19 protein-coding genes and 2 tRNA genes are annotated in these 21,805 nt (G+C 49.3%); 12 read left to right on the top strand and 9 right to left on the bottom strand.

Features of this window, described 5'->3' with window-relative positions:
* Window positions 1-13: 13 nt before the first annotated feature.
* The 3 genes from BACSA_RS10490 to BACSA_RS10480 all read left to right on the top strand — a co-directional run bounded on the left by BACSA_RS10490 (window position 14) and on the right by BACSA_RS10480 (window position 6,248).
* Complete coding sequence (locus BACSA_RS10490; RefSeq protein WP_013618080.1) at window positions 14-1,207, top strand: esterase; 1,194 nt, start codon at window positions 14-16, stop codon at window positions 1,205-1,207.
* A gap of 59 nt (window positions 1,208-1,266) precedes the next feature.
* Window positions 1,267-3,594: a glycoside hydrolase family 3 C-terminal domain-containing protein gene (locus BACSA_RS10485; RefSeq protein ID WP_013618079.1), complete on the top strand. Its 2,328-nt coding sequence runs from the start codon at window positions 1,267-1,269 to the stop codon at window positions 3,592-3,594.
* A 170-nt stretch (window positions 3,595-3,764) separates the two neighbouring features.
* A complete protein-coding gene (locus tag BACSA_RS10480; protein ID WP_041583994.1) occupies window positions 3,765-6,248 on the top strand; it encodes a glycoside hydrolase family 3 N-terminal domain-containing protein in 2,484 nt (827 codons plus the stop codon).
* Window positions 6,249-6,334: 86 nt separating this feature from the next.
* On the opposite strand, the gene pdxT is transcribed toward BACSA_RS10480, so the two are convergent.
* Together pdxT and pdxS are read right to left on the bottom strand one after the other, a co-directional pair.
* Entirely contained in the window at window positions 6,335-6,907 is a 573-nt protein-coding gene (gene pdxT, locus BACSA_RS10475; protein WP_041584359.1) for a pyridoxal 5'-phosphate synthase glutaminase subunit PdxT, read from the bottom strand.
* Between the two features lie 15 nt (window positions 6,908-6,922).
* On the bottom strand, window positions 6,923-7,798 hold the full coding sequence (pdxS, locus tag BACSA_RS10470) for a pyridoxal 5'-phosphate synthase lyase subunit PdxS (protein ID WP_013618076.1): 876 nt from the start codon (window positions 7,796-7,798) through the stop codon (window positions 6,923-6,925).
* A 135-nt stretch (window positions 7,799-7,933) separates the two neighbouring features.
* Here pdxS and BACSA_RS19900 point away from each other — a divergent pair, with 135 nt between their 5' ends.
* Window positions 7,934-8,182 (top strand): hypothetical protein, encoded by a 249-nt coding sequence (locus BACSA_RS19900; protein WP_144005217.1) that lies wholly within the window; start codon window positions 7,934-7,936, stop codon window positions 8,180-8,182.
* An 11-nt stretch (window positions 8,183-8,193) separates the two neighbouring features.
* Here BACSA_RS19900 and murI read toward each other — a convergent pair whose 3' ends face one another.
* The 7 genes from murI to ribD all read right to left on the bottom strand — a co-directional run bounded on the left by murI (window position 8,194) and on the right by ribD (window position 16,350).
* Window positions 8,194-9,021 (bottom strand): glutamate racemase, encoded by an 828-nt coding sequence (murI, locus tag BACSA_RS10460; RefSeq protein ID WP_013618074.1) that lies wholly within the window; start codon window positions 9,019-9,021, stop codon window positions 8,194-8,196.
* Between the two features lie 104 nt (window positions 9,022-9,125).
* Window positions 9,126-9,683 carry an OmpH family outer membrane protein gene (locus BACSA_RS10455; RefSeq protein WP_013618073.1) on the bottom strand — a complete coding sequence of 186 codons (558 nt, stop codon included), beginning with the start codon at window positions 9,681-9,683 and terminating at the stop codon, window positions 9,126-9,128.
* An 81-nt stretch (window positions 9,684-9,764) separates the two neighbouring features.
* Complete coding sequence (locus BACSA_RS10450; RefSeq protein WP_013618072.1) at window positions 9,765-10,280, bottom strand: OmpH family outer membrane protein; 516 nt, start codon at window positions 10,278-10,280, stop codon at window positions 9,765-9,767.
* A gap of 17 nt (window positions 10,281-10,297) precedes the next feature.
* The gene (bamA, locus tag BACSA_RS10445; protein ID WP_013618071.1) at window positions 10,298-12,940 is read right to left on the bottom strand and encodes an outer membrane protein assembly factor BamA; all 2,643 of its coding nucleotides are present in this window, start codon (window positions 12,938-12,940) and stop codon (window positions 10,298-10,300) included.
* Between the two features lie 11 nt (window positions 12,941-12,951).
* Entirely contained in the window at window positions 12,952-13,692 is a 741-nt protein-coding gene (locus BACSA_RS10440) for an isoprenyl transferase (protein WP_013618070.1), read from the bottom strand.
* 18 nt (window positions 13,693-13,710) lie between these two features.
* Window positions 13,711-15,180, bottom strand: a complete 1,470-nt coding sequence (locus BACSA_RS10435; RefSeq protein ID WP_013618069.1) for a DUF6242 domain-containing protein — start codon at window positions 15,178-15,180, stop codon at window positions 13,711-13,713.
* Window positions 15,181-15,279: 99 nt separating this feature from the next.
* On the bottom strand, window positions 15,280-16,350 hold the full coding sequence (gene ribD / locus BACSA_RS10430) for a bifunctional diaminohydroxyphosphoribosylaminopyrimidine deaminase/5-amino-6-(5-phosphoribosylamino)uracil reductase RibD (RefSeq protein WP_013618068.1): 1,071 nt from the start codon (window positions 16,348-16,350) through the stop codon (window positions 15,280-15,282).
* Window positions 16,351-16,388: 38 nt separating this feature from the next.
* Here ribD and prmC point away from each other — a divergent pair, with 38 nt between their 5' ends.
* The 8 genes from prmC (at window position 16,389) to BACSA_RS10390 (ending at window position 21,639) form a co-directional block, all read left to right on the top strand.
* A complete protein-coding gene (gene prmC / locus BACSA_RS10425; protein ID WP_013618067.1) occupies window positions 16,389-17,231 on the top strand; it encodes a peptide chain release factor N(5)-glutamine methyltransferase in 843 nt (280 codons plus the stop codon).
* On the top strand, window positions 17,228-17,707 hold the full coding sequence (locus BACSA_RS10420; RefSeq protein WP_013618066.1) for a regulatory protein RecX: 480 nt from the start codon (window positions 17,228-17,230) through the stop codon (window positions 17,705-17,707). The genes prmC and BACSA_RS10420 overlap by 4 nt, the downstream gene beginning before the upstream one ends.
* Entirely contained in the window at window positions 17,691-18,380 is a 690-nt protein-coding gene (locus tag BACSA_RS10415; protein ID WP_013618065.1) for a ComF family protein, read from the top strand. Before BACSA_RS10420 ends, BACSA_RS10415 begins: the two co-directional genes overlap by 17 nt.
* Window positions 18,381-18,466: 86 nt before the next feature.
* Entirely contained in the window at window positions 18,467-19,102 is a 636-nt protein-coding gene (pyrE, locus tag BACSA_RS10410) for an orotate phosphoribosyltransferase (RefSeq protein WP_013618064.1), read from the top strand.
* A gap of 231 nt (window positions 19,103-19,333) precedes the next feature.
* Entirely contained in the window at window positions 19,334-19,759 is a 426-nt protein-coding gene (locus BACSA_RS10405) for an SRPBCC family protein (RefSeq protein ID WP_013618063.1), read from the top strand.
* Window positions 19,760-19,776: 17 nt separating this feature from the next.
* Entirely contained in the window at window positions 19,777-21,117 is a 1,341-nt protein-coding gene (gene argH, locus BACSA_RS10400; RefSeq protein ID WP_013618062.1) for an argininosuccinate lyase, read from the top strand.
* Window positions 21,118-21,461: 344 nt separating this feature from the next.
* Window positions 21,462-21,534: transfer RNA gene (locus BACSA_RS10395), tRNA-Gly, on the top strand.
* 19 nt (window positions 21,535-21,553) lie between these two features.
* Window positions 21,554-21,639 (top strand) — tRNA-Leu (locus tag BACSA_RS10390).
* The last annotated feature ends 166 nt before the right edge of the window (window positions 21,640-21,805 follow it).

Genomic DNA, 21,805 nt, shown 5'->3' with positions numbered 1-21,805 from the left:
AAAGATTCAGACAATGAAAAAGATTCTTCTTTTATCCGTAATGCTGCTGGTAGGTGTAATGACTTACGCCCAGCAGGCTTTGTGGGGAGGTGCCCCTGTTGTATCTCCCGAAATACATGACGATAACACCGTGACTTTCCGCTTGAAAGCTCCCAAGGCTGTCAAAGTACAGGTAACAGGAGACTTCCTGCCTACACAGAAAATCACTACACCTTTCGGTGAATTTGACGGACCGGGTGTAGCAGACCTGAAGGAAGGCAAAGACGGTGTATGGGAATATACCACTCCCGAACCTCTGGCTCCTGAATTATACAGCTATTCCTTTATCGTTGATGATTTGAAGATGATGGATCCTGCCAATGTCTATATGATTCGTGACGTGGCTACCGTAACAAATGTCTTTCTGATTGGTGGCGGACGGGCCGACTTATATAAAGTGAACGACGTACCTCATGGTACCGTTTCACGCATTTGGTACAATAGTCCTACATTGAAAAAAGAACGCCGTTTAACGGTTTATACTCCTGCCGGTTACGAAACCAGCGGCAAGCGTTATCCGGTTTTCTATCTCTTGCACGGCATGGGTGGTGATGAGGAAGCATGGATTGCTTTGGGACGTACTTCACAAATCTTGGATAACCTTATCGCACAAGGCAAAGCAGAGCCGATGATTGTCGTAATGACCAATGGCAACGCTTCGCAAGAGGCTGCTCCCGGCGAATCACAAGACGGCTTCAAGGCTCCTTCCATGAATTTGCCGCAAACCATGGAAGGCTCTTTCGAAACCGCTTTTCCCGATGTCGTGAAGTTTATTGACAAGACTTACCGTACGAAAACCAACAAGCGTAATCGTGCCATTGCCGGCTTGTCAATGGGAGGATACCACTCGCTGCATATTTCCAAACAATATCCTGACATGTTCAATTACGTGGGCTTGTTCTCTGCCGCCATCATGCCAGACAAAAAAGTACAATCACCCATCTATGATGATTTCGACCAGAAACTGAAAACACAGTTTGCCAAGAAACCCGCTCTTTACTGGATTGGAATCGGAAAGACCGATTTCCTTTATCAGGCAAATACCGAATACCGCAAATTGCTGGATGAACGTGGATATAAGTATACGTACTATGAAAGCGAAGGCGGACATATCTGGCGCAACTGGCGCATTTACCTGACAGAATTTGCGCCGTTGTTATTCAAGTAAAAATGTGCTCAAGAACCGTCCCATAAAACCGAATGATTAATTATTAAAAACAACTTATTATGAAGAAACAATTCTTTTCGGCAGCCGTTGTAGCTGCTGCCTTATGCGCTTGTGGTCCCAGCGCGCCGCAACTTGGCCAGGCTCCTATCGAAGACGTGATTGGTGCCATGACATTGGAAGAAAAGGCACACTTGGTTGTCGGAACCGGCATGGCGGGTTCCTCAGGTGATAGTGCCGTCATTGGCGAAACACGTAACATCGTACCCGGTGCTGCCGGAACAACATATCCTATCGAACGCTTAGGTATTCCTGCCGTAGTGCTGGCAGACGGACCTGCCGGTTTGCGCATCAATCCTACCCGTGAAGGTGATACGGCTACTTACTATTGTACACACTTCCCTATCGGTACGCTGCTGGCTTCTACGTGGAATACAGATTTGGTAGAGAGCGTAGGCAAATCTATCGGCAATGAAGTGCTGGAATATGGTGCTGATGTCTTGTTGGCTCCTGCTCTCAACATTCATCGCAATCCGTTATGCGGACGTAACTTCGAATACTATTCTGAAGACCCGGTGGTAAGCGGGAAGATTGCCGCTGCTTATGTGCGCGGTGTACAAAGCAACGGAGTAGGCACCAGTATCAAGCACTTTGCCGTCAATAATCAGGAAACAAACCGCACCGGGGTAGATGCCCGTGTCTCTCAACGCGCTTTGCGTGAAATCTACCTGAAAGGTTTCGAAATTGCAGTAAAAGAAGGGAAACCTTGGACTGTAATGTCATCCTATAACTATTTGAACGGTATCTATACATCCGAAAATCCCGAATTGCTGAATACCATGTTGCGTGATGAATGGGGATTTACCGGCATGGTAATGACCGACTGGTTTGGCGGCAAGGACGCCGTGGCACAGATGAAAGCCGGAAACGATATGCTGCAGCCCGGAACCGACAAACAGTATGAAGCCATTATTGCAGGTGTCAATGAAGATAAACTTGATGTTGCTGTTTTGGATGCCAATGTAAAACGTATCCTTGAAATGATTTTGCAGACTCCGCACTTCAAAGGGTATAAGTATAGCAATAAACCCGACTTGAAAGCACATGCTGCCGTTACACGTCAGTCTGCAACAGAAGGTATGGTATTGCTGAAAAACCAGGCCAATGCTCTTCCTTTGGCAAAGGAAGTGAAAAACGTGGCCCTTTTCGGTTGTACTTCCTATGACTTTGTAGCAGGAGGAACAGGCTCGGGCAATGTCAATCATGCTTATGTCGTTTCATTGCTGGACGGTTTGAAAAATGCCGGATATACAGTGGACGAAGGCTTGAAGAATACCTATGAAACTTACATCAAAGCCGAACAAGAACGCATAGCCAAACAGAAAAAAGCTTGGTTCATGCCCGATGAACGTCCGGTCGAAATGGAGCTGACAACAGCGCAGATTCAAGAACAAGTAGCCAAAAACGACGTGGCCCTGATTACTATCGGACGCACTTCAGGAGAATTTCTGGACCGGAAGGTAGCTGATTTCAACCTGAGCAAAGCCGAAAAACAACTGTTGCAGAATGTGACACGCGCTTTCCATGCAGCCGGCAAGAAAGCGATTGTTGTATTGAACATCGGCGATGTCATTGAAACGGCGTCCTGGAAAGCAATGCCTGACGCTATCCTTTGCGCTTGGCAGGCAGGACAAGAAGGCGGCAACAGCGTAGCTGATGTATTGAGCGGAAAAGCTTCTCCGAGTGGTAAGTTGCCTATGACCTTCCCCGTTCAATTTGAAGATGCCGCATCATCCGATAACTTCCCGGTAGACGTTGAAGGCAATATTGACATTACCAACAAAGACCTGAAAAAAGGCAATACGCGCAACGTGGATTATACCGACTACGAAGAAGACATCTACGTAGGTTATCGTTACTTCGACAGTTTCAACAAACAAGTTTCTTATCCATTCGGATATGGATTGAGCTATACAACATTCAAATACGATAATCCTACTATTGAAGCTTCTAACGGTTTGTATACCGTGCGCGTTGATGTGACCAATACCGGCAAAGTGTCCGGAAAGGAAGTGGTACAGCTTTACGTTTCCGCTCCTGATGCGGCTAAGGCCAACAAGCCCGCAAAAGAATTGAAAGCCTTCGCCAAAACAGCCGAACTGAAACCCGGAGAGAAAGCAAGCATTGTCTTGACGGTAAATGCCAAAGACCTGGCTTCGTTTGATGCGGCTACATCATCGTGGACAGTTTCCGAAGGTGAATATAAATTCCTGGTAGGTGCTTCGTCACGTGATATCAAGGCTACGCTGAAGGCCAACGTAGCGGCTTCTACAGAAAAGGCAAATGACATACTTAAACCACAACAAGAACTGAAACTACTAAAACGTTAAGCCCTGAAAACCTATCAGGTGCCGGCATATAACTGCATCACCTGTAGGATTAATAACCGTACAGCTGTAAGATTAATAATCGTACAGGCGAACGATTACTAATCGTATCCGTGATGCAGTTATATCACTGGAATGATAATTACAGGTAGTAAATGAATACGATATATCAAATGAAGAAGTTTATATTAACTTGTATGGCGGCAGGCACAGTCCTGTCTGCGGCGGCGCAAACCGTTGCGCCTGCCATTCCGCGCGACGAGAAAATCGAACAGCGCGTAGAAGAGATTCTGAAAGGAATGACCTTGGATGAAAAAATCGGTCAAATGTGTGAACTGACTATTGATGTCATTCAAAAGCGCATCAATCCTTTCGAAGGTATTGACATGAAAAACCCGGATGTCAAGGCATTGGAAAAAGTGTTGAAGAAATACGGTATCGAAAAGGAATTCGACCTTTCCGGCGGTATCCCCTCGCAAGATGTCATGATACAGATATACATGCGCATTCAAGGCATTGAGAGTCAAAAGGGCTGGCAAATGGACGAAGCGAAACTGGATAGCGTCGTATCCAAGTATAAGGTAGGCTCTATCTTAAATGTACCCAACAGCATTGCGCAGACTCCCGAAAAGTGGCAGGAAATTATCAAGCGCATTCAGGAGAAATCAATGGAGGTAATCGGCATACCTGACATTTACGGTGTGGACCAAATCCATGGCACTACCTATACACTGGGCGGCACACTTTTCCCTCAAGGTGTCAATATGGGTGCTACGTTCAACCGAGAGCTAACCCGCACCGGTGCTGCTATTTCGGCTTATGAAACTCGTGCCGGGAGTATCCCTTGGACGTATGCTCCTGTTGTGGACTTGGGTCGCGATCCCCGTTGGCCTCGTATGTGGGAGAACTACGGTGAGGATGCTTACCTGAATGCTGAAATGGGACGAGAAGCTGTATTAGGTTTCCAAGGTGAAGACCCTAACCATGTAGGGTCATACAACGTAGCCGCTTGTATGAAACATTACATGGGTTACGGCGTACCAGTATCTGGAAAAGACCGTACTCCTTCATCCATAACCGAGCAAGACATGCGCGAGAAGCATTTCGCTCCTTATGTCGAGATGGTAAAGGCGGGCGCACTTTCGCTGATGGTCAATTCTGCCATGAACAACGGCCTGCCTTTCCATGCCAACCGTGAGTTGTTGACCGGATGGCTGAAAGAAGACCTGAATTGGGACGGTATGATTGTGACAGACTGGGCAGACATTGTGAATCTCTACAACCGCGACCATATCGCAGGTTCCAAGAAAGAAGCCATCAAGCTGGCAATCAATGCTGGTATTGACATGAGCATGGATCCCTACAACTGGGATTTCTGTCCGCTCTTGAAAGAACTGGTTGAAGAGGGCGAAGTGCCTATGAGCCGTATTGACGATGCCGTACGCCGCATTCTGCGTTTAAAGCTTCGCCTCGGCCTCTTTGAAAAGCCTTACAACGATTTCAAGGATTATCCCAAATTCGGCTCGAAAGAATTTGCCGACAAAGCACTTCAAGCGGCAATTGAATCCATCGTGTTATTGAAGAACACAGACAACATTCTGCCTTTGGCTTCCGGCAAGAAAATCCTGGTGACAGGACCGAATGCCAACTCCATGCGCTCATTGAATGGTGGTTGGTCTTATTCTTGGCAGGGCGACAAAGCTGATGAATGCGCCCAACAATATAACACGATTCTTGAATCGCTGACAGCTAAATACGGTGCCGGAAACATCGTCTACGAAGCAGGTGTCACTTACAAGAAAGGTGGTTTATGGTGGGAAGAAAACGCCCCCGAAATCGAAAAGGCCGTAGCTGCAGCACAGAATGTGGACGTTATCGTAGCCTGCATCGGTGAAAACTCTTATTGCGAAACTCCGGGTAACCTGACCAATCTTTTCCTTTCTGAAAATCAACAAAATCTGGTGAAGGAATTGGCCAAGACAGGCAAGCCTATTATTTTGGTATTGAACGAAGGGCGTCCGCGCATCTTAGCGGATATAGAACCTCTGGCAAAAGCGGTTATTCACACCATGTTGCCGGGAAACTATGGAGGCGATGCTCTGGCTCAGCTGATGAGTGGAGAAGCCAACTTCAGCGGCAAGATGCCTTATACATACCCCAAGGAAATCAATTCGCTCGTGACGTACGACTATAAACCGTGCGAACACATCGGCAAGCCTATGGAAGGGGCTTATAACTATGATGCTCAAGTAGCCGTACAGTGGGCTTTTGGTTATGGATTAAGTTATACTTCATACCAATATAGCAACCTGAAAGCAGATAAGACAAACTTCACGGCTGATGATGTGTTGACGTTTACGGTGGACGTAACCAATACCGGCAAGGTAGCCGGCAAAGAGAGCGTTCTGTTATTCAGCAGCGACTTGGTTGCTTCTCTTACACCGGACAATCGCCGTCTCCGTGCTTTCGAAAAAGTTGAGCTTCAGCCAGGTGAAACCAAAACCGTTACATTGAAGCTGAAAGGTTCTGATTTGGCTTTCGTGGATTATGACGGTAAGTGGATTTTGGAAAAAGGAGACTTCCGTATCCAGGTCGGTGACCAGACAATGAATGTTTCTTGCGCCACTACCAAGAAATGGAATACTCCAAATAAGTAAAATATAAAATTAAGGGGGCGCCTCAAACGGACATCAACAGCGTTCGTTTGACGCCCCCTTCAGAAATTAATGACTGAAGCATTCCTTCACCTGCTGCTTCGTGCCATTTTCTCGATGAAATAAGCATGTACCGTGGTGTCATCCGTCAGTTCGGGGTGGAACGAGCAGACCAACATGTTCTTTTCACGTGCTGCTACGATGTGCCCGTCTACCGTTGACAAGACTTCCACCTGCGCGCCTGCCTTATTTATATAAGGAGCACGGATGAAAGTCATGGGTATTTCTTGTCCGGCAAACAGGTCACGTGTGAAGAAACTGCCTAACTGGCGGCCGTATGCATTGCGTTTCACGCAGATGTCCATCACTTGCAAGTAGCGCTTCGGGTCGTTTTCTATTTCATTTGCCAATAGAATCATACCTGCACATGTACCGAATACGGGCAATCCTTCTTTCACCTTCTCCCTAAGCGGAGACATCATATCCAGGCTATTCAAAAGCTTGCCGATAGCCGTACTCTCTCCGCCTGGTATAATCAGCCCGTCCATGGGGCAGGACAAATCGGATAATTGGCGGATTTGAAAATGTGCTACACCCAAGCGGTCTAACATCTGTTCGTGCTCAAGGAAAGCTCCTTGCAGCGCCAAAACACCTATTTTCAGCATATCCTTTCCCGGTTATTTTCCTCTTTCTGCCATCAACAGGGTGATTTCATCTTCGTTAATGCCTACCATGGCTTCGCCCAAATCGGTAGAAACCTCTGCCAATAACTTAGCGTCGTTATAGTTGGTCACGGCATTGACAATGGCGCGCGCCCGCTTTTCGGGATTGCCAGACTTGAAGATACCGGAACCGACAAACACACCTTCAGCCCCCAGTTGCATCATCAAGGCGGCATCGGCAGGAGTGGCTACACCTCCGGCAGCGAAATTCACTACGGGAAGCTTTCCGTTTTCGTGTACATACCGCAACAAGTCCAACGGCACTTCCAGCTCTTTGGCCTCATTGTACAGTTCGTCTTCGGCAAGTGCCTGTACGCGGCGGATGTCGCGCATCATGCTGCGCATGTGAGTCACTGCCTGAATCACATCGCCGGTGCCCGGTTCTCCTTTGGTACGAATCATCGAAGCACCTTCTGCGATACGGCGCAATGCCTCGCCCAGGTTTTTAGCTCCACAAACGAACGGTACCTTAAATTGGGTCTTGTCTATATGGAACACACCGTCTGCCGGTGACAATACTTCACTCTCGTCGATGTAGTCGATTTCCAACGCTTCCAATATCTGTGCTTCCACAAAATGTCCGATACGCACTTTCGCCATCACAGGAATACTGACAGCTTCCTGTATGCCACGTATCATCTTCGGGTCGCTCATACGGGCAACTCCGCCCGCTGCACGGATATCAGCCGGAATGCGTTCCAATGCCATAACTGCTACTGCACCTGCCTGTTCGGCAATCTTTGCTTGCTCCGGAGTCGTTACATCCATGATAACGCCTCCTTTCAACATTTGAGCCAAATTCTTATTCAGCTCGTACCTTTCATTCTTCATCTTCTACTAAAGTTCTTAAGTTTGTAAAACAAGGCAATATAACAAATAAAGCAACATGGTAATTTTAAGAGCCTATTTAAATTCTCCAATAAAGCCATGTTATACTGTAAGCGGCATTAAATTGTGCATTTTATTATGCCACATCGTCTCTACGGAAACAGCGTGGGTACGGTTTCCCAAAGCTGGAAAGCTTCCCCACGTTGTGGGCACGGTTTCCCAAGGCTGGAAAGCTTCCCCACGTTGTGGGCACGGTTTCCCAAGGCTGGAAAGCTTCCCCACGGTGTGGGCACGGATTCCCAAGGCTGGAAAGCTTCCCCATGGCGTGGGCACGGATTCCCAAGGCTGGAAAGCTTCCCCACGGTGTGGGCACGGATTCCCAAGTAAAAAAACGTTTCTTATTCTAAGGTAACGGTGCGTACTTGCACTTCTTGATGCAGGAAGATGCTTGCCGACTCTTGGAACTTTTCGATGGATTCGGTGGTGAGGAACTGGCAGGTGCCGCCGGTTTCGCATCGGGTGCGCAGTTCCGGATGCCTTGCCAGGTAGTCTTTGAGGCTGGACGCTACGTATTTCCCTTGCTCTACCAGCCGGATATGGGATGGGGTGTAACGGCGGATTTTCTCTAACAGGAGCGGATAGTGTGTGCATCCTAAGATGATGGTGTCTATCTCCGGGTCTTGGCTGAGCAGTTGCCCGAGGTATTTCTGCACGAAATAATCGGCTCCGGGCGAATTGAATTCATTGTTCTCGATTAAGGGCACCCACATGGGGCAGGGCACGCCGGTGAGCCGGATATCGGCATACAGTTTATGGATTTCCAACGGATAGGATTGGGAACGGACGGTGCCTTCGGTCGCAAGCAGCCCTACGTGGCGGGTATGGGTCAGTGCTCCGATGCATTCTACCGTAGGGCGGATGACTCCCAATACCCTTCGCGAAGGGTCGAGATGAGGCAGGTCGTGCTGCTGGATGCTGCGCAGGGCTTTTGCCGAAGCGGTGTTGCAGGCAAGGATTACCAGGGGGCAGCCTAAACCGAACAGCTTGCGTACCGCTTGAAGCGTAAATTCGTAGACCACTTCAAACGAGCGCGTGCCATACGGTGTCCGGGCATTGTCGCCTAAATAGAGGTAATTGTACTGGGGGAGCAATTCGCGTATTTTGGCGAGAATGGTCAATCCTCCGTAGCCGGAATCGAAGATGCCGATGGGTCCTGTGGTTGTCATGATATTTAAAACCAGAAACGCAGATTAACGCAGATTGGCGCAGAATTTAAAGTTTTAATCTGCGGGAATCTGTGTTAATCTGCGGTGAATAAACAGAAGGGGGATTAGTTTGCCGGAGCAGTCGCTGCGGGTGCAGCCGGTGTTGCCGGTACTGCGGTCAGGCTGATGCCTAACTTGGTCTTAATGTCGTTTGTAACGTCTTTCGATACATTTTCATCGATGTAGGGGATGTCTGTACGGTTCAGGTCGAATACGTACGTATATCCTCCGGCTGCTCCAATGGCTTTCACGGCGTCTTCCAGCTTTTTGTAAATCGGGTCCATCATGTCCGTATACGCTTTCTGCAACTGTTGCTGTGCTTCTTGTTGGAATTGCATGCCCTTTTCCTGCATTTCCTGCAATTCTTTCTGACGGCGTTCCTGGATGTTTTGCGGAAGCGTCTGTTGCTCTTGCTGGTATTCAGCAAATTTCTTGTTGAACTCATCCGCCGAGCGTTTGATTTCATCCTCGTATTGTTTCTGCAATGCTTGGATATCGGTTTGAGCCTTTGCATATTCCGGCATAACCGGGATGATGTCCATTGATCTGAAATGCGCGAACTTTTGCGCGAACAAGCTCATCGGAGCGATGAGCAAGAGTACTAAAGCAATTTTTTTCAGCATAATCTTTAATTTCTATTTGTTTTTAGTTTCTAATTAGTTTCTTTCCGTAGTTTCTTAGGACTCGGCTGCAAATGTATAAAATTAATTTGAATATCCTAAGCGTGAGAGCACTTCATTGCTGATATCGATGCGGGGAGAGGCAAAAATCATGCTTTGCGCCGAGGCGCGGTCGATTACAGCGTCGTAGTTCTGCGCCATGGCGATTTCTTTTACCGCGTTGTAGATTTGGTCCTGGATGGGAGCGATAAGCTCTTGTTGTTTCTTCATCATTTCGCCTTGCGGGCCGAAATATTTCTGGCGCAGCTCTGCCGCCTCTTTTTCTTTCGCCACTACGGCTTCTTCTTTTTGGGTGCGTTGGGCGTCGGAGAGCGAAGCGGCTTCTTTCTGATAGGCTTCATACAGGGCTTTCGCTTCGTTGCTTTTGGCTTCTATTTCGCTTTGCCATTGTCGGGACAGCGATTCCATTTGCTGGTTTGCCTGTTCATAGGCAGGGATATGCTTCAAGATAAATTCCATGTCTATTAACGCGAATTTCTGTGCCTGTGCCGTACAGAGGCTTATCACAAGCAGTGCTGCAGAGAAAATCAATCTTTTCATATCTTTGGGTCTTTAGGTTAAAATTCTTGTCCGATAATAAAGTGGAACTGGCTTCCGCTATATTGTGTCGAGCCGTTTATCTTATCAAATCCGTATGCCCAGTCGATACCCATCATACCAATCATAGGCAAGAAGATACGTACACCGAATCCCGCAGAACGTTTCAGCTTAAACGGGTTGAAGTCGGATACTTGTGTCCAAGCGTTACCTGCTTCAACAAATCCTAATGCATAGATACTGGTTGAGTTTTCCAACATCAACGGATAGCGTAACTCTGCTCCTAAGCGGACGTAAGCATAACCTTCGCTTCCGTATGGAGTTAAGGCTCCGTTCTCGTATCCACGCAGGGCAATGGTTTCGGACGCATAGTTGTAGCTATATCCCGTCATACCGTCACCACCTACATAGAAGGTTTCGAACGGAGAACGTTTGTACTTGTTGAAGTGTCCCAAGATACCGAACTCGGCACGGGTCATGATAACCGGACATTTCTGGATATCCATCAACGCGGTATAAGTCTTCGATTTGAATTTCCACTTGTGGTATTCAATCCATTTATACATGCTTGCCGCTTCTTCGTAGCTGTCTTTTCCGTAGGTAGAGTAATCCCGCTTGCTGAAGAGCGAATAGGGCGGAGTAATCTGCAACGATGCGGTAAACTCGGAACCGTAACGCGGGAATATCGGGTTATCGGTAGAGTTACGCGACAAGGTCAGGTTCAAGCTCAAGCTATTGCAATTACCGGTATTCATGTATTGTCCGTTATTCAACATGATGTACAGGTAGCTCCAGTCTTTCAGCATAAACCGTTGGTAGGACAATTCAGCCATTACGGTGAAATAGTCATCGGGCCAGCGGAGGCGTTTACCCCAACCGAGAGAAACACCGAACATCTTAATAGACTTGTCCGGGTCATAAAAGGATTCATAGTTATCATAATAACCGCCATAATAATTTCCCCAACCCGACATCAGGCCGGCGAAGTTATTCATGACCGCTGAGTTATAATACTGGCTACTGATATCGGTCTGTACCGAATAGAAAGCCGATACCGAAAGTGAGTTCGGGCGTTTGCCTCCAAACCATGGGTCGAGGAATGAGACGCTATATGCCTGATAGTAACGTCCGTTGGTCTGACCGCTGATGGTCAAGGTTTGTCCGTCTCCTTGCGGCATGAAACCGCGGAAATTATCGTTCTTCCGGAACAGGTTGGCGAACGAGAAGTTGGTGAACTTCAGGCTCAGCTTACCGATGATACCTGTCTGTCCCCATCCGGCGGAGAACTCAACCTGGTCGTTTGCCTTCGATTCCAGTCCCCAGTTGATGTCCACCGTACCGTCCTCGTAATTCGGAACTACGTTGGGGTTGATGGTCTCCGGATTGAAGTGCCCCATTTGGGCGATTTCACGGTACGAACGTTCCAGTGCTTCCTTGCTGAACAAGTCTCCCGGACGGGTACGAAGCTCACGCCGGATGACGTTCTCGTACAAGCGGTCGTTTCCGTTGATGCGTACGTGGCTGATGCTGGCTTGCGGACCTTCCATGACACGCATTTCCAGGTCGATGGAGTCGCCGTCGATATTCACTTCCACGGGGTCGATGTTCGAGAATACGTATCCTTTGTTGTAGTAATTGTTCTTGATGGCGTCCTCGTCGTTCGTGATACGGTCGTTCAGCAATTTCTGGTTATATACATCGCCGTGCTTCATTTGTAATTGCTGGTTCAGCAGGTCGGACGGATATACGGTGTTTCCCACCCACGTGATGTTGCGCAGGTAATATTTGTTTCCTTCGTAAATCTTCATGTAGATGTCTACCGTCTTCTCGTCGTAGGGCGATACGCTGTCCACTTCAATCATGGCATCGCGGTATCCCAGCTCGTTGTATTTTTCGATAATCTTCTGTTTGTCTTCTTCATAGCGTTCGTCGATGAATTTCTTCGAGCGGAAGAGGTTGATGAGCTTTCCTTTCTCGTTGGTTTTCTTCATCGTGCGTTTCAGTTTCTTGTCGCTGAGGACGGTGTTTCCGTCAATGGTGATTAAGTGTACCTTGACTTTCTCTTTCTTGTCGATGTTCACGTCTACATACACTTGTTCCTTGTCTTTGGGGTCTTCGCGTTCGATGATATTGATTTCGGCGTTCTTGAAGCCTTTTTCGTCGAAGTATTTCTTGATGATGATTTTCGCACGGTCTACCATGTTCGGGGTAATCTGCATGCCCTTTACCATGTTGCCCAGCTTTTCCTGCAAGTTTTCGCGTTCGCCTTTCTTGATGCCGTTGAAACGGATGTCGGCGATGCGCGGGCGCTGGGTCAGTTCGATGCGGAGCCATATTTTGTTCCCTTCTATCTTGTCTGCGGAGATTTTCACGTCTGAGAACAGGCCGTGCCGCCAGTAGCGTTTCACCGCTCCGGTGATGTCGTCTCCCGGTACGGTAATGGTCTGCCCTACGGCAAGCCCTGATATGCCTATCAATACATAGTCTTCGTAGTTCTTTACTCCTTCTACTTTGATGTCGGCGATTTCATACTTCTTGGGTGTTCCGTTATAGAGGATAACGGGTTTCTCGCCTTCTGTCGCAGTGCTTTCTTGCGCATGGCTTGCCGCCGGTACACAGATGCAGGTCAGGGTCAATAGAATCAGAAAAAAACAGTATCGCATCTTTTTTATTTTCATTGTTTCAATAGTTGTTCACTTGTTTTGCCAAATCGGCGTTCTCTTTGTTGATAGTCATAAATTGCCTTGCAGAACTCTTCCTCCTTGAAGTCGGGCCAGAAGGTGTCGCAAAAATACAGTTCGGAATACGCGCATTGCCATAGCAGGTAATTGCTGAGCCGTATCTCGCCTCCCGTGCGTATCAGTAAGTCCGGGTCGGGCATGAAACGGGTCGACAGGAACCGGTCGATGGTCTGGTCGGTGATATCCGCTATTGCCAGCTGATGGTTTTCCACTTGCGAGGCTATCTGCTTGACCGCTTCGGTGATTTCCCATTTCGAGGAATAGCTGAGTGCCAGCACCAGGCACATGCCTGTATTCCCCGCGGTATGTGCAATGCATTGGTTCAGGCGTTCGAAGACATCGGCGGGCAATTTTTCCGTTTCTCCGATGATGCGGAAACGGATGTTGTTCTTCATCAGCGTGTCTTCTTCTATCGAGTCCATCAGCAGGCTCATCAGGGCAGACACCTCTTCGGCGGGGCGTTTCCAGTTCTCGGTGGAGAAGGTGTAAAGGGTCAGGTATTTGACGCCCAGCCTTGCCGCTTCCTCGGCTATGGCGTGTACCGTCTCTGCGCCAGCCTGATGCCCGTACGAACGAGCCATGCCGCGCTGCTTCGCCCACCGCCCGTTGCCGTCCATGATAATGGCGATGTGCGCCGGTATCCGTGATTTGTCTATCAGTTCTTTGTATCGCATGTCTGTCTTGTCTCTTGCTTACCACTTGGGAAGAAAGCCGAGCCGGTTGATTCTTCCTCTGCTCATCGTTCCGTCGTGCCAGATAATCCAGATAAAGTTGTTTTCGTCCACTACGCACGAATAGCTTCCTTCGCCCAGCGCGTAGCCTGCTTCGTATTTTCCGGCAAACGAAGACGACGGGAATGTCACGTCTTCCGTCACAGGCTTCCAGGTCAGTCCGTTATCCGTAGAAGCGAAGAAGGTGCTGAACGGGGCTTGATAGTCTTCGTGCTGGGCACTGTTGATTGCGCCTCCGAAGGCATATAGTTTCTTGTCGTAATAAATCATGGTCGCGTCGGCTATGTTCGGGCAGCGGAGCGTGTCCGATTGTGTGTAGTCGTACACATTCCATGTGCTTTCGTTCGTCAGGCGGTGTGCCATGAAGCCCGATTCGGTTCCCGCGTTGTCTGTATGTGTTCCGAAAAGGAAGGTGCGGGCGATATTGGCGTTGTACGAAAGGGGTAGAGCCGCATAGGAGAAGCGTTGGCCTGCCGAGGGTAAAGCCGTGTCCGGCGTGTCTTCGCTCCATGCTGTGCCGTCGTAGGTCACGCATCGGTTATCCTCTGTATAGGCATACAGATAGGTCGCTCCGTTTGTGGTGGTGGCGTTTGCCAGCAGTTGTTGCAGGCGGATATCGGCAGGCGAGTCAGCCGAGAGTTGCGGGACATCGTCCGCCAGTTCGTATAGCTCGCCTCCGGCAAGGAAATAGATTTTGTCCTGCCATACCATGGCAGAATAGGTGTTGGTATTTGCCGGAACGTTCTCAACCGGCGTCCAGCCGTTCGCTTTCCCGTTGGCAGATACCGTGGTATATTCGATGCAGGGCGTGTCTCCGTTTTGCCCGAACACATAGATGCGTCCGTTTGTGTAAACCGCTTTCTGGCGGATGAGGGTCTGAGCCGTGAAGGGAACTTCCGACTCGTTTTCGCTCCATGTCAGCAAGTCGGGGTCTTGCTTGTGCACATTTACTTTCACGTGGTATTCCCGTCCGTAGATGCCGTTCATCGACAATACTTTAAAGGAAAGCCCTTCTGCGGGAGCCACCGAGAAATCGATGGAGTCGGTGCTTGTCCAAAGGGTATCTGTAGCTTCTCCGCCCGCTTCCTTGATTTTGCCATATATAATATAAGGAGTGTCGGCGCTGATGTCGACAAGCACCCTCGAGATGTCTACATTCACCGGAAGCGAATCCCGGTTCTCGATGGTCCGGTTCAACTGGTCGATGGTGAATGGATAGTCTTCGAATGAAACCGTGTCCATGTAGAGCGAATCGCTCCCGTCCTGGGCTGTCCCCACCATTTCACACCACAAGGTGCCCAATGAAAATCCGGTGATGCTTGTTTCGTTGGTGTATGTCACCTGTTCTATATCGTCATTCAAGCAAGAAGTCATCGAAAAGGCGGTTATCATCACGCCTGCCAATACTATGGATAAGAATTTCAGTTTCATTATTCAGTCTATTCTTTGCATTACAAGTTGCAAAAGTAGAAAGTTTTTTTCGTCTAAAGTACTTTTATGTCAAGTTTTATATAAAATTATGGATAAACTTTACTTTTTTATCGGTGAATCAGGCATTTTGCTCTGCGTTTTTTTGCAATGCCCGATAACGGAATTGTCCCGGATGCTGTATCCGACGGGGATTCCAGACGGGATTGCGGGTGCCGGAACTCCTTTTCCCAGTACCGCGGAGGTATGTTCGGCATAGATTTCGTCCCACATCCCCCGGTCGATGAACGATTGGAGGAGTGTGCTCCCTCCTTCTACCAAGAGCGATTGCACCTTGTTTTCGCAGAGGGCTTGGGCGATTTGCGGAAGAATGTCCTGCCCGAAGTCCAGCCGGACGTACGTCAGGTTGGGACGGGAGGCTTTTTCTTTCGAAGTGAACACCCACGTAGGCGTGCTTCCGTCGAAAAGCCGGAGCGAGGCGGGAAGAGACAAGTCCCGGTCTATCACCAGGCGGAGGGGGTTCTTTCCGTACCATTCCCGCACGGTGAGCGAAGGATTGTCGAGCAGGGCGGTCTTCCTCCCTACCAGAATCGCCTGATGCTCTGCCCGGAGCTTGTGCACATACATGGAGGTAAGGGGGCTGGATAATTTCACCGGCGTGCCCTCCTGGCGGAGGACATCGATGAAGCCGTCTGCCGATTGTGCCCATTTCAGGGTGATGTAGGGGCGTTGCTTGAGATTAAAGGTAACAAAACGCCGGATGAGGTCCTTGCATTCCTGCTCCAGAACCCCGACCTTTACTTCTACGCCGGCATCCCTGAGCTTTTGGATGCCTCTTCCCGATACCAGCGGAAAGGGGTCGGTACATCCCACCACTACCCTCGGAATGCCTTTCCGGATGATGAGGTCGGCACATGGAGGGGTCTTCCCATAGTGCGAGCAAGGCTCCAGGCTTACGTAAAGGGTGGACTGGCGCAACAGGCTCTCGTCTTTCACCGAAGCGATGGCGTTGACCTCGGCATGCCCTTCCCCGCACCGGATGTGATAGCCTTCCCCGATAATCCGGTCCTGATATACGATGACGGCTCCCACCATGGGGTTGGGCGGGGTGTTGCATAGCCCGTTCTTCGCCAGCTGGATACACCGGCTGATGTATTTTTCGTCTTGTGTCATGGTCTTATGTCCTTTACTTTTTATATCTTTGCATCGTTATGCATCCTGTTTATATCGATATCGTCCGATCGCTTTCCGGCTTCTATCCCGAACCGGAGGCGAAAGCATTGGCAAAAAGCATCCTCACTGAAGTGTTCCGTTTTTCTGCCCTCGATTTGTACGATGGCAAAGATAGGGAATTTTCGGAAAAAGAGCACGCAGCGCTGGAAGATATTCTTTCCCGTCTCAAGCGTTTCGAGCCTTTCCAGTACATTACGGGCGAAGCGTCTTTTTGCGGCTTGCCCTTTCATGTCGCTCCCGGTGTCTTGATTCCCCGTCCCGAAACCGCCGAGCTGGTAGATTGGATTGTGTCCGATTTTCAGGGCAAGGCGGAGGTGAGCATAGTGGATATCGGTACGGGAAGCGGATGCATCGCCGTTGCGCTGGCCAGGTTCCTGCCCGGAGCGAGGGTGAGCGCATGGGACATTTCGGATGCCGCGCTCGGCATAGCCCGGAGAAATGCGGAGCGCAACCGGGTGCGTGTGGATTTCAGGCAGGTGGATGTGTTCTCGCATATACCTGCAGAGGCTCATGCACATATATTCGTGAGCAATCCTCCCTATATCCGCGAACGCGAGAAGGCGGATATGGAGCGGAACGTGCTCGACTGGGAACCGGAGCTGGCGCTTTTCGTGCCCGATGGCGACCCTTTGCGCTATTACCGGAGAATAGCCGGGTTGGGGCTTGTACATTTGGCTCCTTCCGGCGTTTTATATGTTGAGATTAATCAGGCATACGGGGCGGAAACGGTGGAATTGCTGGCAGGAATAGGCTATCGGGACATCGTCTTGCGCAAGGATATGTCGGGAAACGACCGTATGATTAAAGCCGTGCGACCATGAAAGAATATACAGAAAACGAGTTGAGAACCAAGGCGGAAGCCTATTGTGCCAAGACCGAGCGGTGCCCCATGGAGGTGGAGCAGAAGCTGGGCCAGTGGGGGGCGGACGAGGAAATGAAAGCTCGCATCCTCGCATCGCTGGAGAAAGACCGGTTCATCGATACGGCACGCTATTGCAAGGCATTCGTGCGCGACAAGTACCGCTTTGCCCGTTGGGGGCGCAACAAGATTGTGCAGGCTCTGAGGTTGAAGCGCCTTCCTCCGGAAGATATCCGTGCCGGGCTGGAAGAGATTGACGAGGACGAGTACAGCCGGATGCTGCGCGAGGTGCTTGCCCAAAAGGAGAAGCAGGTGACGGGGAGAAATGACTATGAATGCGCGATGAAGCTGATTCGCTTTGCCGTATCGCGCGGCTTTACACTGGACGAGGTGAAGCGTTACATCCATCAGGCTTCGGACGATGCGTATCTGGACTGACCTCCGCGAGTTCTTTTTCCCCCGGCTTTGTGTGTCGTGCGGGAAAAGGCTGATGCAGGGCGAGGAGGGATTGTGCCTGGCCTGCTCGGCGTCGTTGCCTTACACCTCTATATATAATAAGGAGGGGAACGAAATGGAGCGTTGCTTTTGGGGACGTTTCCCCATCGTGCGCGCTTCTTCGCTTTTCTATTATGCCAAGGGTGGGAAAGTGGCTCAGGTATTGTATGCGATGAAGTATCATAACCGGCGGAAGCTTTGCGTGCGGATGGGCGAGTGGATGGGGAGCGCGTTGCTCCCGTCCGGCTTCTTCGAGGGTATTGATTGCCTGGTGCCCGTACCCTTGTACCGCACCCGTTTGCGCCAGAGAGGATACAACCAGAGCGAGCTTCTGGCGCGGGGCATATCCCGGAAAACCGGGCTTCCCGTCTGTACGGACGCGGTTTGGCGGGTGCGGAACAATGCGACGCAGACCCAGAAGAGCGGGTATGCCCGCTGGATGAATGTGGAAGGCTTGTTCCGTACCGCTCCCCAGGCAGCGTTGCTGGAAGGGAAACACATCCTGCTGGTGGATGATGTGCTGACCACCGGAGCCACCCTGACGGCTTGCGCCGATGCCTTGTCTTCGGTAGGGGGAATCCGTATCAGTGTGGCGACATTGGCATGGGCAAAATGAAGTTTTTATTAAAAAAGTCGTTATATATTTCATATTCACGTAGGTTTTCCATATTTTTGCAAGTGTTATTTATCAGATAATAAGTTATGAAAGCTTTGGAAAGATTATTTGCAGAAAAATTGTTGAAGGTAAAAGCTGTAAAGATTCAGCCTGCGAACCCTTTCACATGGGCATCGGGTTGGAAATCCCCTATTTATTGTGACAACCGCAAGACATTGTCTTATCCTGCCTTGCGCAATTTTGTCAAGTTGGAGTTGTGCCGTATCATTATGGAACGGTTTGGAGAAGTGGATGCAATAGCGGGTGTAGCTACAGGAGCCATTCCCCAAGGCGCATTGGTGGCAGAGGAACTGAACCTCCCGTTCGTCTATGTACGTTCGAGCCCCAAAGACCACGGTCTGGAAAACCTGATTGAGGGCGAGCTTCGTCCGGGTATGAAGGTCGTAGTGGTAGAAGACTTGATATCTACAGGCGGAAGCAGCCTGAAAGCCGTAAACGCTATCCGCCAGAACGGATGCAACGTCATCGGCATGGTGGCTTCGTTCACATACGGATTCGATGTTTCTGTAGAAGCATTCAAAGAGGCAAAAGTGGAACTGGTTACCTTGACCAATTACAATGCGGTGCTGGATGCAGCCTTGAAGACCAATTACATCGACGAGCAGGATATTCCTATCCTTCAGGCATGGAGAAAAGACCCGGCACATTGGACGGGAAAATAAATAAAGCATGAAAATTATTTACGATTTTACGATTTACTATTTACTATAATAGTCAGTCAGAAACAGAATGCGAAAATATAATCTGTTCTTAGTAGAGACGTCACATTGTGGCGTCTCTGCTGCATGCGGTATTTTTCGCAAACCGATTTTGTTCTGCTATAATTCATCGAAATAGTAAATCGTAAATAGTAAAATCGTAAATAATATTCTGTGTTCAATTAGATACAATGTATGGTACAATTTGAAAGTAGTGTGAAACATGTTCCTTATTCGCAGGAACGGGTATATACCAAACTTGCCGACCTGAATAATCTGGCTTCGGTGCGTGAAAAGCTGGATGCGTTGAAAGAGCAGGCGGGAGGCAAGGTGGAAGATTTATCTTTCGATCAAGATTCGTTGACCTTGAAAGTGCAGGGCATCAGCCTTACCCTCCGCATCATCGAGCGCGAGCCGATGAAGTGCATCAAGTTTGAGGGCGACAAGACTCCTATCCCCTTGAACGTATGGATTCAGATTCTTCCGGTGAGCGAAGCGGAAGCCAAGATGAAGGTGACTATCCGTGCCGAGGTGAACGCCTTTATGAAAGCCATGGTATCGAAGCCTTTGCAAGAGGGGGTAGAGAAGCTGGCGGACATGCTCGCGATGATTCCTTATTAATTTAAACTCATAAACCTATGGGACAAAAACTTTGGGAAAAGAATGTGCAGGTAAATGCGGAAATCGACCGCTTTACCGTAGGACGCGACCGTGAACTGGACCTTTACCTGGCAAAGCACGATGTGTTGGGCTCGATGGCGCATATTACGATGCTCGAAAGCATCGGTCTGCTGAAGCCCGACGAACTGAAGGTCCTGTTGGAAGAGTTAAAGCAAATCTATGCAACCGCAGAGAAAGGTGAGTTTGTAATTGAAGACGGCATCGAGGACGTACATTCGCAAGTGGAACTCATGCTTACCCGTAAGCTGGGCGATGTAGGCAAGAGGATACATAGCGGGCGTTCGCGGAACGACCAGGTGCTGGTCGACCTGAAACTCTTCACCCGTGAGCAACTGAAGCAGGTAGCTGAGGCGGTCGAGACGCTCTTCCGCGTTCTGATTGCGCAAAGCAACCGCTACAAAGACATTCTGATGCCGGGCTATACCCATTTGCAAATTGCCATGCCTTCTTCTTTCGGACTTTGGTTTGGCGCGTATGCCGAAAGCCTGGTCGATGATATGCTGTTCCTGCAAGCCGCATATAAGATGTGCAACCGCAATCCGCTCGGCTCTGCCGCCGGATACGGCTCTTCGTTCCCCTTGGACCGTGAGATGACCACCCGCCTGCTGGGTTTCGACTCAATGAATTATAACGTAGTCTATGCGCAGATGGGACGTGGTAAGATGGAGCGCAACGTTGCCTTTGCCTTGGCAAGTATTGCCGGAACCGTATCGAAGATGGCATTCGATGCCTGTATGTTCAGTTGCCAGAACTTCGGTTTCGTCAAGCTTCCCGACGAATGTACCACGGGTTCCAGCATCATGCCGCACAAGAAGAACCCCGATGTGTTCGAACTGACCCGTGCCAAATGCAATAAAATCCAGTCTTTGCCCCAGCAGATTATGATGATTATGAACAACCTGCCTTCGGGCTATTTCCGCGACTTGCAGATTATCAAGGAAGTATTCCTCCCCGCATTCGAGGAACTCTTGGACTGCTTGCGGATGTCGGCATACATCATGGAGCGCATCAAGGTGAACGAACACATTCTGGATGACGATAAATACCTGTATATGTTCAGTGTAGAAGAGGTCAACCGTCTGGCAGCGGAGGGCATGCCTTTCCGTGATGCCTATAAAAAGGTAGGCTTGGACATCGAAGCCGGCAAGTTCACGCATGCCAAGGAGGTGCATCACACTCACGCCGGAAGCATCGGGAACTTATGCAACGATAAAATCGAAGCCCTGATGGCCCAGGTTATGGATGGTTTCGATTTCGAGCGTGTCGCCCAAGCCGAGAAGGCGTTATTGGGGCGTTGAGTCTGTTCTTTTCACCACAGATTACACAGATTAATAAATTATGATAGGAAGTTAACAGCCGTAGGGGCAGGGTTTGCCTGCCCCTACATGGTTGTCATGACGGATGTATAAATACTGTCACGCCAGATTTGTAATCTGGCGTAATAACACTGAATCGGATTTGTAATCCGAACCCATTGCTGATGCTGCGGATTGCAATTGACTTCGACAAATAAAAATAAAAATCCGTGCCTCTGTGTCTCTGCGTTTAATGAAATTAGTTATCATAAATACAAACATTTTGAAAGAAAATATGGGAAATGTTTGGAGGATAGGATAAAACTCCTTACATTTGCACCCGCAATGCGGCAATAGCTCAGTTGGTAGAGCACGACCTTGCCAAGGTCGGGGTCGCGAGTTCGAGTCTCGTTTGCCGCTCTTGTTCTTTGAATAGGATGCCCGGATGGTGGAATCGGTAGACACGAGGGACTTAAAATCCCTTGGCCAGTGATGGCTGTGCGGGTTCAAGTCCCGCTTCGGGTACGAAGGACGGCTGATAATCGGTGTATTATCAGCCGTCCTTCGTTTTTCGGCAGTTACAAAATAGGTTTGCGAAAATACAGTATGCAGTAGAGACGATGTGCACATCGTCTCTACAAACATTGTCGTTGCGGATATTCGATTTAACATATAACTTTGTCACAACGGA

Source organism: Phocaeicola salanitronis DSM 18170 (assembly GCF_000190575.1).
GTDB lineage: Bacteria > Bacteroidota > Bacteroidia > Bacteroidales > Bacteroidaceae > Phocaeicola > Phocaeicola salanitronis.
Note: the sequence above shows the minus strand (reverse complement) of the source record. Positions and strands in the feature narration are given on the sequence as shown.